The 14,338-nt window shown below is 36.7% G+C and carries 17 protein-coding genes; 7 read left to right on the top strand and 10 right to left on the bottom strand.

Features of this window, described 5'->3' with window-relative positions:
* Nucleotides 1-289 precede the first annotated feature (289 nt).
* Complete coding sequence (locus tag LKW28_RS22170; RefSeq protein ID WP_229142599.1) at nucleotides 290-598, bottom strand: hypothetical protein; 309 nt, start codon at nucleotides 596-598, stop codon at nucleotides 290-292.
* 46 nt (nucleotides 599-644) lie between these two features.
* Entirely contained in the window at nucleotides 645-1,781 is a 1,137-nt protein-coding gene (locus LKW28_RS22175; protein ID WP_229142600.1) for a YecA family protein, read from the bottom strand.
* 325 nt (nucleotides 1,782-2,106) lie between these two features.
* Here LKW28_RS22175 and LKW28_RS22180 point away from each other — a divergent pair, with 325 nt between their 5' ends.
* On the top strand, nucleotides 2,107-2,424 hold the full coding sequence (locus LKW28_RS22180) for a hypothetical protein (protein ID WP_229142601.1): 318 nt from the start codon (nucleotides 2,107-2,109) through the stop codon (nucleotides 2,422-2,424).
* An 85-nt stretch (nucleotides 2,425-2,509) separates the two neighbouring features.
* Here the strand turns inward: LKW28_RS22180 and LKW28_RS22185 are convergent, their stop codons facing one another.
* On the bottom strand, nucleotides 2,510-3,781 hold the full coding sequence (locus tag LKW28_RS22185) for an AAA family ATPase (protein WP_229142602.1): 1,272 nt from the start codon (nucleotides 3,779-3,781) through the stop codon (nucleotides 2,510-2,512).
* A gap of 240 nt (nucleotides 3,782-4,021) precedes the next feature.
* Between LKW28_RS22185 and LKW28_RS22190 the strand changes: the two genes are divergently transcribed.
* The 3 genes from LKW28_RS22190 (at nucleotide 4,022) to LKW28_RS22200 (ending at nucleotide 5,906) form a co-directional block, all read left to right on the top strand.
* Nucleotides 4,022-4,339, top strand: a complete 318-nt coding sequence (locus LKW28_RS22190) for a PadR family transcriptional regulator (protein ID WP_229142603.1) — start codon at nucleotides 4,022-4,024, stop codon at nucleotides 4,337-4,339.
* Nucleotides 4,336-4,872, top strand: coding sequence for a DUF2812 domain-containing protein (locus LKW28_RS22195; protein WP_229142604.1), 537 nt, complete (start codon nucleotides 4,336-4,338; stop codon nucleotides 4,870-4,872). The genes LKW28_RS22190 and LKW28_RS22195 overlap by 4 nt, the downstream gene beginning before the upstream one ends.
* A gap of 719 nt (nucleotides 4,873-5,591) precedes the next feature.
* Nucleotides 5,592-5,906: a hypothetical protein gene (locus LKW28_RS22200; RefSeq protein WP_229142605.1), complete on the top strand. Its 315-nt coding sequence runs from the start codon at nucleotides 5,592-5,594 to the stop codon at nucleotides 5,904-5,906.
* 362 nt (nucleotides 5,907-6,268) lie between these two features.
* Here the strand turns inward: LKW28_RS22200 and groL are convergent, their stop codons facing one another.
* Nucleotides 6,269-7,894: a chaperonin GroEL gene (gene groL / locus LKW28_RS22205; protein WP_229142606.1), complete on the bottom strand. Its 1,626-nt coding sequence runs from the start codon at nucleotides 7,892-7,894 to the stop codon at nucleotides 6,269-6,271.
* 46 nt (nucleotides 7,895-7,940) lie between these two features.
* On the bottom strand, nucleotides 7,941-8,225 hold the full coding sequence (gene groES, locus LKW28_RS22210; protein ID WP_229142607.1) for a co-chaperone GroES: 285 nt from the start codon (nucleotides 8,223-8,225) through the stop codon (nucleotides 7,941-7,943).
* Between the two features lie 336 nt (nucleotides 8,226-8,561).
* Between groES and LKW28_RS22215 the strand changes: the two genes are divergently transcribed.
* Nucleotides 8,562-9,299: a CPBP family intramembrane glutamic endopeptidase gene (locus LKW28_RS22215; protein ID WP_229142608.1), complete on the top strand. Its 738-nt coding sequence runs from the start codon at nucleotides 8,562-8,564 to the stop codon at nucleotides 9,297-9,299.
* 3 nt (nucleotides 9,300-9,302) lie between these two features.
* Complete coding sequence (locus LKW28_RS22220) at nucleotides 9,303-9,512, top strand: YdiK family protein (RefSeq protein ID WP_229142609.1); 210 nt, start codon at nucleotides 9,303-9,305, stop codon at nucleotides 9,510-9,512.
* Nucleotides 9,513-9,551: 39 nt separating this feature from the next.
* Here LKW28_RS22220 and tatC read toward each other — a convergent pair whose 3' ends face one another.
* Genes tatC through moaC form a run of 4 tightly spaced genes read right to left on the bottom strand, consistent with a single transcriptional unit; the run spans nucleotide 9,552 to nucleotide 11,680 of the window.
* The gene (gene tatC / locus LKW28_RS22225) at nucleotides 9,552-10,301 is read right to left on the bottom strand and encodes a twin-arginine translocase subunit TatC (RefSeq protein ID WP_229142610.1); all 750 of its coding nucleotides are present in this window, start codon (nucleotides 10,299-10,301) and stop codon (nucleotides 9,552-9,554) included.
* A 16-nt stretch (nucleotides 10,302-10,317) separates the two neighbouring features.
* Nucleotides 10,318-10,509, bottom strand: a complete 192-nt coding sequence (locus tag LKW28_RS22230; RefSeq protein ID WP_229142611.1) for a twin-arginine translocase TatA/TatE family subunit — start codon at nucleotides 10,507-10,509, stop codon at nucleotides 10,318-10,320.
* A gap of 35 nt (nucleotides 10,510-10,544) precedes the next feature.
* The gene (locus LKW28_RS22235) at nucleotides 10,545-11,186 is read right to left on the bottom strand and encodes a redox-sensing transcriptional repressor Rex (RefSeq protein ID WP_229142612.1); all 642 of its coding nucleotides are present in this window, start codon (nucleotides 11,184-11,186) and stop codon (nucleotides 10,545-10,547) included.
* 2 nt (nucleotides 11,187-11,188) lie between these two features.
* The gene (gene moaC / locus LKW28_RS22240) at nucleotides 11,189-11,680 is read right to left on the bottom strand and encodes a cyclic pyranopterin monophosphate synthase MoaC (RefSeq protein WP_229142613.1); all 492 of its coding nucleotides are present in this window, start codon (nucleotides 11,678-11,680) and stop codon (nucleotides 11,189-11,191) included.
* A 133-nt stretch (nucleotides 11,681-11,813) separates the two neighbouring features.
* On the opposite strand from moaC, the gene LKW28_RS22245 reads away from it, so the two are divergent.
* Nucleotides 11,814-13,748 (top strand): ATP-binding cassette domain-containing protein, encoded by a 1,935-nt coding sequence (locus LKW28_RS22245; protein WP_229142614.1) that lies wholly within the window; start codon nucleotides 11,814-11,816, stop codon nucleotides 13,746-13,748.
* Between the two features lie 191 nt (nucleotides 13,749-13,939).
* Here the strand turns inward: LKW28_RS22245 and LKW28_RS22250 are convergent.
* A partial coding sequence (locus LKW28_RS22250; protein WP_229142615.1) for a type IV pilus modification PilV family protein occupies nucleotides 13,940-14,338 on the bottom strand: 399 nt, incomplete at its 5' end.

Here is a 14,338-nt window from a genome sequence, read left to right on the forward strand (position 1 = left end):
ACACAAAGGATGACAGGGTTTTTTCAACCTTCAAGGCACTCCCCTCCACTCAAAGGAGAAAGGCAAACAGCCCCCTCCATATCAGAATTACACATTACACACAGTATAACACATAATCCCCCCTGAGTAGTGAGAGTTTTCAATAGATTACACACAAGGAATTAAAGGTATAAATAATCCCCTAAATCCTTTGGAATACCTTTTAAAGATTACACACTGTTAAATAGACACAACCCCTTGATAGATAAGGTGTTTAATGTAGTTTACACATTACACACACTTACACTTCTCAAAAAGGTAAATCCTCATCATCAATCCAGCTTTCATGGACAATTGGCTTTTCTTTCTGTTTGGCCTTTCTATTTAATTCTTCACTGTGATCAGGCACAGATTTTATAACCCTACCGAACTTGGCCTCATACAAGTCACGAATCCATACCTTTACAGGTGCTTTCCATTGCTGATTAGGTGATGGGATATTCTTAATTAAACTCTTCGGTGTCATCCCCAACTCCTTAGCCATTTTTATATCGTCCACATTCAATCGGCATCGCTTTTTGGCCTCAGCCCAAGCTTGGGCATTCCATTTTGTCGCCATAGGCGTTTTCTCCCCTTCTTGACATTTTTTATCGTACTTCCTATTTTTAATTCCCACAACATTTCTTAAACTTCCTCCCGCTTCCACATGGACAAGGGTCATTTCTACCAACTTTTTGACCTGTTTGGAGACTAATAACCTCGCCTTTTTTATTAGGTAGGGGCAACAATGCCTTCCTTTCTCGCTTGGATAGTTCTTCTGATGTATATCCCTTTAAATACCATTCCCTCGTATTATTCATAAGAGGAACAACAGCATCCATCAGTCTTTGTACAGCTTCTAGGCTATCAAATGTCAGTTTCATTTGTAAAAATTGAAGGAGCTGACTGGGCTGAGCACCCAATTTCACCTGCATAATACAGTCTTCTATAAGTTCTATTCCTTCTTGTTTTGGGATTCGATGCTCCTTCGTAAATAACGACAACAGTTGTGCATAGCCCTTTGGGCGCTCCACGTAGTTCGTTTCACCCGCTTCAAGGAGTTGTTTCTTCGTGAATGGATAGTAGTCAATATTCGGCCTAGTTGCCTGCTCCTCTAAAATAACCAAAGGTTTTAGCACTTCCCAGTAAGAATAGCCATACCTATCAAAGTAAATTTCCTGGCTATACTCCATCACATCAAAAAGAACATGATTGAAGGCCAAATAGTTCGGGTGAACAGGTGTATATTTCTCAATTAAATCCACTAACCTATCATGCGGAACGGTACCATAATAATAGAGTAATCCGCGGGTAATCTTAATCCATTCCGTATTCCTCTTAATATCGGAAAGTATCGATTCATCTCGAATAATCTCATCAACAGAAGCTAATAATTCCAAAGGGATCATGACGGTCTGATTGCCATTCCAAAAACCAGTAAACATAAAACCAGTTTTGGGGAAATACTCCATCTCTTCTATCTCAATATCCTTTGCGCTAATTACTCCATTATTGGCAATGATGTTTTTTAATAAAATTAACCGTCGCTCATCGAATAGGCTAATAATGTTTCTTAGAAGATAGGGAATTGCCTCTGACAAATATTGGATCAATTCTACCTTTTTCAAGGAACTTACATTTTTGATTTGTTGCTTTTTCCGGATATCTTGCAAATCTGCCATTTTTAATGTGGATAGCCCTTCCTTTAAAGATGCTATTCCTATGATTTTATTTTTTTGATTCATGTTTTTATTCACTTTCATGTAATACCTCTTTCGTATGGATTTCGTCACCCGCTGCTTCCAGTGTTACGCCAAATTCTAACTAGCCATCATTTTATATATTTTTTACCATTGTATCACGCATATGAAAAAGTTAAACTTATAAAACTAATTGCTTATTTATAAGAAAAGTATTGATAACTAAATCTATAATCAAATAAACAAGACATAAATGTAGTCTTTTTGGAATTTTAATCAGTACAAATAATATCGGTTTATGTATATAATTGCAGGTAGGGTCCTCTTTTAATGGCGATAATAAAATAGGAGGATTAAATAAAATTCAATAGAAAGGGGGAAAAGAGAATTGAAGGTAGAGCAGATGTTTGAAAAATTGATGAATGAAATCCAAGGTGTTAAGGAAGAAGTTGGCGGTCTGAAGGGTGAACTTCAAAATGTTAAATCCCAGCTTGATGAAAACACACAATTGATAAAAGCTCTTTATCATCGTCAGGAAGAAACGGATGCAAAGATAGAAAATCTTTCACATGATGTCCATCAAATCCACCAAGAACTGACTTCTTTTAAAGAAGGGCAGGAACGTCAAGATAAAATCCTCGAATCACTTGCTATGCGCTCACTTGAACAAGAAACAGAACTTCGCGAATTAAAAAGAATTAAGTAAATTCCCTAATAATGTAAACACATAGAATTGCGAAAAGGGTGCACATAAGCGAACACCCTATTTTTGTGTCTTTAAGGAAAAGTAATTAGATATCAAATCCCATTTTCACCGAACTGGCATCTTTTATCCATTCCTGCTTACGTGCCTTTTCATTGGCAGCATCAAGGTTATGAATAAGCTTATCAATAGCAATGAAACTATCGTAATGCCATTGGAGGGCCGCTGATGTGTACAGTTCATTCATTTGAGCGATGGAAAAACCTTTTGTATTTTCTGCAATGTACTCAAGATCCGAACAATCCATAAAACGATCCATTTCTTTAAGTAGTAAGTATTTTTTTCGCAACTCTACACTCGGAAGTTTTATTTCGTAAGCTCGATCAAAGCGACCTGCACGATTTATCAAAGCGGGGTCAATTTTTTCCGGATAGTTCGTTGTTCCGATAAGGAAAATACCTTCCTTAGAAGTAGCACCGTCCAATGCATTTAAAAAGACCGAACGGGCAGATTCTGGCATCGAGTCGATATCTTCAATAACTAATACCATTGGAGCTAGCTTTGCGACAATAGAAAACACTTCATTGATCGAATAACTTGAGGTATATTCCGTGATTTGCCAATATGCAACAGGGGCTTTAATACTGCCTGCAATCGACTTGACAAGTGTCGTTTTCCCATTTCCTGGAGGCCCGTAAAGAAGGATACCACGCTTATATGGGATATTATATGTCTTGAAAAAATCACCACTTTCGTTAAAAAATTCATCTATCGAGCGATAAATTTCATTTTTCAACTCTTCTTCCAATATCACATCTTGTCTACTAACTTGCTGTGTAATCCGCTCATTTGTCCGTACTACACCATCGTCCGTATCCGTAAACACACTCACACAATTCTTCATCATCTCCCGTTGCCGTTCATACACATATGTTAAAAAGGATAACAAGCTTTCATCATTTTCCGCATAAATAAATTCATGCTGATAATCAGTATAGCTTTGAAAAATCGGTAACTTCACAAGAATCACATTAAAGTCAGGATAAAAATACACCGTGTTATTGATAGAAGGTTTTATAACAAACCCTTGTTGCTCACCGAATTGACCATAGGAAATATTACTAGTTTCGACATAATCGTAAATATGCGAAAGAAGTCTTGCTTTACCAGCAACAACATCATGTGCTAAAACATTCCAAATTTCTTCTTGGTCTTCGTTATCCAAATATATGTTTAAGGAAAGACTGGTTTCTTCTAAAATAAACTGATGAATTTTATCCATCACAATACCATAATCATGGTAATTTGGTGAAATATCGCGACCATTCTCGCTTAACGGAAAAATAAATGTCTTTGTCAATTTACGTCCCTTTCTTCATGCCAATTTTGTTTACCTACCACTCATTATAGCTAGATTGCTATTTTTAGGAAAGCGGATAATCTTGGGGAGTAAATTACAATTAAAGTTATTCTGTGAGCTGCAGCCTATATTAAGAAAATTGCTCTTTCTTAGGCGTATGTATATTGACAGTTATATCGGGGGCTGATATATTAGATATATCAACAGTTGATATATCGGTTTACGATAGGTGGTGTAAAGATGGAGGATAAGGCTCCGTTAACTGAAGGTGTATATTATATTCTTTTATCACTATATGAACCAAGACATGGATATGGAATCATGCAGTTTGTATCTGAACTAAGCAATGGCCGTGTTGAGCTAGGAGCGGGAACGATTTATGGAGCAATAAAAACATTGGTTAAGAGGGGATGGATTATTCCATTGGATGATGATGGGCGTAAAAAAGAATATGTGATTACAGAAGCAGGCAAATGGGTTGTTGAAACGGAAATCAAACGGCTTTTTGAGCTATATCATAACGGCATTGGAATTACGAAGGGAGTGAGAACCCTATGAAGACAGTAAAGTTTCGTTTTTTTGCTGATTACGAAAAGGAAGAAAAGTGGGTCAATGAAATGGCAGCACAAGGCTGGCATCTAGAGAAATTTTTCCTTGGACGATTCACATTTGCGGAAGGAGAACCCGGTGCGTTTATTTACCGGAATGAGTTTATTAGCTTGTCTGGGGCCGAGAAAGATGATTACTTTGAATTCTTAAGGGATAGTGGGATTACTATTATTAATGAGTTTGGTGGCTGGGTATATATGAAAAAGGCAACTGCCGATGGGCCATTTGAACTATACACGGATACTAAGTCAAAAATTACCTATTATAAGCGCTTGATAAATTTATTTTTCTTACTTTTTTTGGTCAATGCTTGGATGGGGTATGCAAACATAAGCATTTTTTGGGATAAAACAGAGAAGGTTTTCATTAGTCCTTACATCGGTATTCTAAATATCCTCGCGGCTCTACTTATGGCCTATCCAATGATAAAAATCTTTCAACGAAAAAAGGCATTGGAGAAAGACCAGCAGTTTTTTGAATAATCGATGGAACACATATTTTAACAACACAAAATCACTCCCTTATTTTTATAGGAAGTGGTTTTTGCTGTTGAAATAGATAATTTACACTACTCAAAATTTGAAAAATAGCTTTCACTATTGCTCTGATGAAGGCTTAGGAAGCCTTAAATCATGCCACCCGTTAGGAAAGAGTGTGTAATATCTTTAACATGATTTGCACAGAGTGCGGCATATCAAGATTTTTCCAAACTTTGTCTGTAACCTCTTTAACGGTATATTGCTGTTTTACACTTGATTGATTTAGCAAAATGTTAGCATTTTATTAGTATAATGATGATTCCAAGATAATTTAAATTAATAAAGCCATCAACATTTTAAGGTAAATTAGTAGAACTAATATTCATTTGCCATCATCCATCATAGCCATTTAGGTTTTGGTTAGTTAAATTGTTCCTACTAGTTGAGTCCCCGATATAGCTCTGAATATATCGTACAACAAATTTCGGTATGGGTGACTAATAGAAGTTAAGTTTGCAACTTATGTTGGTGTTATGAATATAGTTAAAAAAATAGCAATTAAAAGCGTTTCGAGTATATGCTATATTATAAGATACAATTTTATTATCAACAAAATGAGGGTGGGGGAAATTATTATTATTATTTTAAAAAGAAAAATAGTAACTGCTATTCTTAGTAGTTTGTTATTTGCACTTTTCTTTTCAGTACTTGGTGGCTTTGAAATGGACCGATTTTTTAATTTATATTTCAATTTATATTATTTAAATTTTATAATTGTGATTACATACGGAGTTCTTGCTTCCTTCTTTAGCGACTGGATTAGCAGGAAAATGACTAAAGGAACCTATACTTATGAAATTATCTCCTTCATATTACATTGCGGCTGCGGAGCGGTATTACAACTTTTTGGTCTTAGTTCTGCTATCTTATTCTTTATTATCGATCGTTTATTAAGTAGGGTGAAGATTGGATGGCGCTCAGTTATCATTGCATTATCAATTGTAGTGCTAGTATATATCATTTTAATTAATTGGTAGGTAAAATAAGCGAATTGAACTTAACAGTTAGAGATTCAAAGTGCATACTTAAAGTAACTTAGTAACTATTAGTTGAATAACAACCTCCAACAATCGAGTACAGTTTCAGAGGATGAATGTGTGCTCTCTTTTTATTTATCTGACGGAAAGTTTAATATTAAACATTTCCTGTTCTGAAGTAATAGCTGATTTTCCCATAATTAGAATGTTAAATAGGAATATTCCATGTATCCTAAAAAATAAAAAAGAAACTTCCCAAAAGTTATGTGAACTTATGAGAAGCCTCTATTAAAACCTAAATGTTAGTATTCCACTCTCATCTTACTCAAAACCCCTTCTATATCAAGGGCTGGAGGACATGATTACATCATGCCGCCCATTCCACCCATGCCGCCCATGTCAGGCATTGCAGGAGCATCTTCTTTAATGTCAGCAATTACTGCTTCAGTAGTTAGGAACATAGCTGATACAGATGCTGCATTTTGAAGTGCAGAACGAGTAACCTTAGTTGGGTCAACGATACCAGCGTCAACCATGTTTACCCACTCGCCAGTTGCTGCGTTGAAGCCCACACCAAGTGCTTCATGTTTTAAGCGTTCAACAACAACAGATCCTTCTAGACCAGCGTTGTGAGCGATCTGACGTACTGGCTCTTCTAATGCACGAAGAACGATGTTCACACCAGTTGCTTCGTCACCCGCTAATTCGATTGCAGCTACTTTATTATATACGTTCACAAGTGCTGTACCACCACCTGAAACGATACCTTCTTCAACAGCTGCACGTGTTGCGTTAAGCGCATCCTCAATACGAAGTTTGCGTTCTTTTAGTTCAGTTTCAGTAGCAGCACCAACTTTAATAACTGCAACTCCACCAGCTAATTTAGCAAGGCGCTCCTGTAATTTTTCTTTGTCAAATTCAGAAGTAGTTTCTTCCATTTGAACACGGATATTGTTAACGCGAGATGCGATCTTGTCAGATTCGCCAGCACCTTCAACGATTGTTGTATTTTCTTTTGTTACAACAATCTTAGAAGCGCGACCTAATTGAGTAATATCTGCAGATTTAAGATCTAAACCTAAATCTTCAGTGATTACTTGACCACCTGTTAGGATTGCAATATCTTCTAGCATTGCTTTACGACGGTCACCAAATCCAGGAGCTTTAACAGCAACTGCATTGAATGTGCCACGAAGCTTGTTCACTACTAGAGTTGCTAGAGCTTCACCTTCAACATCTTCAGCGATTAGTAATAATGGCTTACCTTGTTGAACAACCTGCTCTAATACTGGTAGGATTTCTTGAATGCTAGAAATCTTTTTGTCAGTAATTAAAACGTATGGATTTTCAAGAACTGCTTCCATTTTGTCAGAATCAGTTACCATGTATGGAGAAGCATAGCCACGGTCAAATTGCATACCTTCTACCACTTCAAGTTCAGTAGAGAAGCCTTTAGATTCTTCAATAGTAATAACTCCGTCGTTGCCCACGCGTTCCATTGCTTCAGCGATTAATTGTCCAACTTCATTGTCATCTGAGGAAATAGCAGCAACTTGTGCGATAGAATCTTTTCCTTCAATTGGTTGTGAGATAGCTTTTAATTCTTCAACAGCTACAGCTACAGCTTTTTCAATACCTTTACGAACAACCATTGGGTTTGCTCCTGCAGTTACGTTCTTTAAGCCTTCGCGAATCATTGCTTGAGCAAGAACAGTTGCAGTAGTTGTACCATCACCAGCAACATCATTTGTTTTGCTAGCAACTTCAGCTACAAGCTTAGCACCCATGTTTTCGAATGCATCTTCTAGTTCGATTTCTTTTGCAATTGTTACACCGTCATTTGTGATAAGCGGTGAACCAAATTTTTTCTCAAGAACCACGTTACGTCCTTTTGGTCCTAATGTTACTTTTACAGCATTTGCTAATGCGTCAACACCACGAAGCATTGCGCGACGTGCATCTTCACTAAATTGGATTTCTTTTGCCATTCTTAAGCCCTCCTCAAAAAATTAGAATTATATTGTTTAAATGCTATTATCCGATAACAGCTAAAATGTCGCTTTCACGTAAAATTAAGTATTCAGCACTTTCGTATTTCACTTCAGTACCAGCATATTTTGAGAAGATAATGCGATCACCAACCGCAACCTCTAAAGCTACTCTTTCACCATTGTCTAGTACACGACCTGTACCAACAGCAACTACTTTACCTTCTTGAGGCTTTTCCTTAGCAGAATCTGGTAATACAATTCCGCTTGCAGTTTTTTCCTCTGATTCAACTAGTTCAATAACAACGCGATCACCTAATGGCTTTAACAAGTGAAACGACCTCCTCAAATAATATAAATAATTAGTTTGGTTTTTTATTAGCACTCAGACCACCTGAGTGCTAACACAATTATTATATTAAATAATCTCTTCCCATTTTGCAAGTAATTTGATATAGAATTTTTAAAAAAAAGATTCTACTTTCTTCTGCAAATTTCGCTCACCCTACCTATCCTATGTTATATGCAGGAAAAATAAACCAACATATTAATTTATTTCAATGAATTTTTGGATTTGCATTATACTAATGGATAAGTATGAATATATGTTACAATACAAAGGGTGGACAGACAGTTAATTTAATCCATCTATAAAAAGGAGATTTTCATGAAGGCTCGATATTGGTATGTCATTTTAACGTACATCATCATGCAGTTCTCTGGAATTTTAGGTATCCCGCTTCTACTTGCTTTAGGTGTTGGTAAAGATCTGGATCAAGCTACTGCTACAAATACAATTATTGCACTTTGGACGATTATTAGCTTCGTGGCCGCACTTCCAATTGTATTGCTTTTACTAAGACAAGATATAAAGCAAAGACATCAAAACTTACGACGTTCTTCTAAAGGTGAGGCAATAGGATGGGCAATTGCGGGTGTGTTTATGGCCATGACCTCTCAGGTAATTGCGGCGAATATTGAAATTCATCTGTTGGGTATTGAACCGGGTTCAGAAAATACCCAAGAAATCTTGAATCTGGTAAAATCATTACCTTTACTAGTCATTGTTGTTTCGATTATTGGTCCCATACTCGAAGAAATCATCTTTCGCCAAATTATCTTTGGATCATTATATAAAGAGTTTAACTTTTTCATTTCAGGCTTAATTAGTTCGTTAATTTTTGCTGTTGTACATATGGATCTTACTCATATCCTCATTTATACCGCGATGGGCTTTACCTTTGCATTCCTCTATGTACAAACAAAACGAATTATCGTACCAATTTTTGCGCACGTAGCGATGAATACTTTTGTAGTACTGGTGCAGACGATTTTTGCAGATGATATTGAGAGGATCATGAAGCAAGCCGAGAATTTGCAACAGACATTTATTGGAGGCTTTTAATTTATGCGAAGAACTTCACCTTTTGCAATGGGCATCATTTACGCATTAATGGGAACATTATTTACTTATATCGCGATTAATAGTGCATCGGAATCAATCTGGAACTTTTCCACCATTCTTTTAGCACTCGTCGCAACATTCGACTTTGGTGTGGCAATCCGAATGTTTGTCCTGCATACCAAAATAAAAAAAGTGACAAATGCAAAAAAATAACCTCCGAGTAGAGGTTATTTTTTTATTTAGCTTTAGTAATCATTCCATACTATTCGCAGCCATCATTTCTGCTTTTAGCACCTTACGATAGGCGCTCCTAGATACAAGAATACTGATCTCATATAATCCGAATAACGGCACAGTGACCATTAAATGTGAGATTATCTCAGGTGGCGTAATTAAACCACCGATTACTAAAAGGACAAAATACGCATATTTTCGTATTTTCGAGAGAAACATTGGCGTTATAATTCCAAGCCTTGTTAAAAACATCACAACAACTGGAAGCTGAAATAAAAAGCCAAAAGGAAGTGTCAATTGTAACAAGAATTGAAAATACTCATTAATCCCAATTACTTGGTTTATATCAAGGCGCGCTGCTAATCGTGTCATAAAATCAACAACAAATGGAAATAGAATAAAATAGGAGAAAGTGATTCCTAGTAAAAATAAGCATACTGAAACCGGAATATAACTCAAAGTTACCTTTCTTTCCTTCTCATACAAACCTGGACTAATAAAGGCCCAAAGTTGGAACAGTAAAAAAGGAGATGAGATAACAAAAGCAATAATAAAGGCAAAATTCATATAAATTTTAATGGGATCGGTTATCCGGAAAGCATTCATTGTCAGCTCCTTCGCCTCTTCCGCATTTTGCAAATAAACAATTACATGCTCTGCTAGAAAAAAGCTTCCCAAAGCAACAATGAAGAAGAAAACGACCACATAAATCAGTCGTTTTCGGAGCTCACCAATATGATCAAATACCGACATTTCTCTTTCATTCATGGGACTCATCCTATCATTACTTCACATCATGAGTTTCATTCTTTTTAATTTCATCATCGTCGTCATCTGCTAAACCTTTTGTTGCGTTTTTGAACTCTCGCAAAGTATTACCCGCTGCTTTTCCTAATTGAGGTAACTTCTTCGGACCAAAGATTAATAACGCTGCAAACACAATCAATAGGATACTTCCAAATCCAAGACTTCCCACTGTGAGTCACCTCCCTACATTTGAAAAATTTATTTCTATTCTTCATTCGAATAATGCTTTAAAAAGTAAACAAGGGCTTGAAGCTCTACTGCTAAATCAATATGGTGAACTCGTATATGGTCAGGCACATTGATTCTTGCTGGTGTGAAATTAAGGATACCTTTGATTCCTTTATTCACAAGGCGGTCAGTAATTGATTGGGCTGCGCCAACTGGTACGGTTAAAATTGCAACCGTGACATCGTCAGGCAACTCTTTTTCAAGATCATCTAAATGATGCACCACTACTCCACCAATACTACTACCTACCTTATTATAATCCACATCAAACGCAAGCTCAATTTTTGTATTATTATTTTTTGAAAAATTATAATGTAAAAATGCGGTACCTAAATTACCAACACCAATTAACGTAACCTTTGTTAACTCATCCTGATCAAGGGTCTTACTAAAAAAGGATAATAAATAATTGACATTATAGCCATACCCTTTTTTCCCCAATGCACCAAAATAGGAAAAATCGCGTCTAATCGTGGCGGAATCAACCTTGACTGCATCGCTCAGTTCAGCTGATGATACTCTTTGCTTCCCTGAGGCATGCAAGTTTTTCAAAAACCGATAATAAAGCGGCAGCCTTTTGGCAGTTGCTTGTGGTATTTTTGATTGCTCCAGATTCATATTTATTCCTCCGCTACTGGCCTTTTGAAATCTCCATTCTTTCCACCTGTTTTTTCGGCTAAATAAGTTGGCCCTATCACCATGCCTTTATCAACCGCTTTACACATATCATATACCGTTAACGCGCAAACCGATGCTGCAGTCAACGCTTCCATCTCGACACCAGTGCTGCCCTTCGTTTTAACTGATACAGTAATATGTAAAATATATTCCTCTTCGGTCGCCCAACTAAAGCGAATATCGACGCCTTTCAATGCCAAAGGATGGCACATCGGGATTATATCTGATGTTTTTTTAGCTGCCATTATACCTGCAACCTGGGAAACAGCAAGAACATCCCCCTTACTAACCTCATTATTTATTATTTGCTCATAAATTAATTTATTTACAGTAATACTTGATTTTGCAATCGCTGTTCGAACAGTATCAGACTTCTCTGTAATGTCGACCATTCTTGCTCGACCCTGCTCATTAAAATGGGTAAAAGATGTCATTAATAAACCCTCCCATAAACTATACACTATTTTACCATATCTGTCTTTGAAACGTATGTGAACATTATCATTGCAGTTGCTCTATTAAGATAATATAAGATACACTGTTCTTAGAAACAAGAGGTGAAAAATAATGATTTTACTACAAGTAAATCAGCTCAAAAAATATTTTGCTGCTGATCTTATTTTATCGAATATAAAATTAGAAGTACAAACACGTGACCGAATTGCCATTGTTGGCCGAAACGGTGCCGGAAAATCCACACTTTTAAAAATCATTGCGGGTCAGATGTCCCATGATGGCGGTGAAATCATTAAGCCAAAAAGTGTCACCATTGATTACCTCGCACAGGACACCGGACTTGAATCGACTCTAACGATTTGGCAAGAAATGCTTACCGTCTTTGCACCATTACAAAAACTAGAAAATGATTTAAGAAACCTTGAAGTAAAAATGGGAGACCCCACCATTTTTGAAAATCCAGCTGATTATCAAAAATTACTCGGAGATTACGATCAGCTTCAGGTCGATTTTAAAGAACAGGGCGGTTATCAATATGAAGCCGATATTCGCTCTATTCTTCATGGCTTTAATTTTACAGAAGATGACTACGAAACCAAAATATCTAGCTTAAGCGGCGGTCAAAAAACACGCCTAGCCCTTTGTAAACTATTACTAACCAAGCCTGATTTATTAATCCTGGACGAGCCGACAAACCACCTAGATATTAGCACGCTCACCTGGCTTGAACAATATCTTCAAGGCTATCCTGGTGCGCTCTTAATCGTGTCCCATGACCGTTACTTCCTAGACAAAGTCGTCAACCAGGTCTATGAGATTTCCAGACATACAAGCACCAAATTTGTTGGAAACTACAGTAATTATTTAAAAATAAAGGCTGAAAACTACGAGCTTGATCTGAAAAAATACGAAAAACAACAGGAAGAAGTTGAAAAACTTAAAGACTTCATCGCGAAAAACCTAGTTAGAGCCTCAACAACGAAACGCGCCCAAAGCCGACGTAAGCAACTTGATCGAATGGAGCTGATGGACAGGCCATTAGGTGATGAAAAATCAGCCTCCTTCCGATTCGAAATTGAAAGACAAAGCGGAAACGACGTCTTAAGCGCACAAAATATTTCCGTTTCCTATGAAAAGGAAAAACCGATTATCAAAAATATCAATTTCAATATTTATCGAGAAGACAGTATTGCATTAGTGGGGCCAAATGGGATTGGGAAATCAACCCTGTTAAAAGCCATTATCGATAAACTTAAGCTTGTGAATGGAACCATTCGATTCGGCTCACATGTAACGATTGGCTATTATGACCAACAACAAGCTGAGCTTACTTCAAATAAAAGGGTCTTAAATGAACTTTGGGATGATTATCCCCATAAACCCGAAAAAGAAATCCGAACTGTTCTTGGGAATTTCCTCTTCTCAGGGGATGATGTGTTAAAAATCGTTTCAACCTTAAGCGGTGGTGAAAAAGCAAGACTTGCACTTGCTAAGCTTATGATGGAGAAATCGAACTTTCTTATTCTAGACGAACCGACGAACCATCTAGACCTTGATAGTAAGGAAGTTCTTGAAAATGCACTAATTGATTATCCAGGGACCATCCTTTTTGTCTCCCACGACCGATACTTTATTAACCGAATTGCAACAAAGGTATTTGAGTTATCCACAGATGGACTTACAGAATACCTTGGTGATTATGACTACTATCTTGAAAAGAAATTTGAAATAGAAGAATTGGCGAGACTTGAATCACAAGAAAAAAACGCTGATAAACGAAAAGTGGTCCAAGAAAAAATATCCTATGAACAAGAAAAGGAATTAAAGAAGCAAGAGCGCCAACGTAAGCGCCGAATTGAAGAAATAGAACTTGAGATATCCTCTCTTGAGGAAAAAAATGAAGAAAATGAACAGCTTCTATGTGACCCCGAAGTCTACCAAAACCATGAAGAAGTTCAACGTATTAATGAAGAAAACGAGAAAAATTCAGCAAAACTTGAAGCCCTCATGGAGGAATGGGAATCGCTCCATGAAACAAGTGGATAACTATTAGCCTAAAGCTTTTTACTATCCACAAAACAAGTTATCCCCATCTAAAAATAATTTTAGATGGGGATTTTTTATACCATTTTCCACATTTTCTTGAGTTATGCACCGACTTGTCCACATTATCCACATTCACCAACAGGGTTATCCACAAAAAATGTCCACAAACAAAGAATAGCTATTTCAGTACTTTATATTAGTTTTCCACAAATCCTGTGAATTTGTGGATTATTTATCAACAAATTTTGTAGCGCTTTTGGACTAGCTACTGTGTTAATTGCTAATATGTGACATAAGATTTTTAGCTCTTCATTTTTCTCTTCAATTACCTTGAACTGCTCCTGTACTTCTCTAGCAATATTGGTTGCGTTCATTTTGTCGGAAGAAGCTCCATTATATTTAGCTGACATTATGAAAAATGACATGAAACTGATCAATATGATCGTTAGAATAGCAATTGAACAAATTAACTCTATTAAGGAAACACCTTTTTCGTTATTAATGGATTGGGTCAAGCAATCACCTGTTATTGCTATCCCATAATGACTGAAAGTTGACGGTATTGCCTGTCCAGAATTTGACGAGTATAA

The organism is Bacillus sp. REN16 (assembly GCF_020731355.1).
Classification (GTDB): Bacteria; Bacillota; Bacilli; order Bacillales; family Bacillaceae_L; genus Ferdinandcohnia.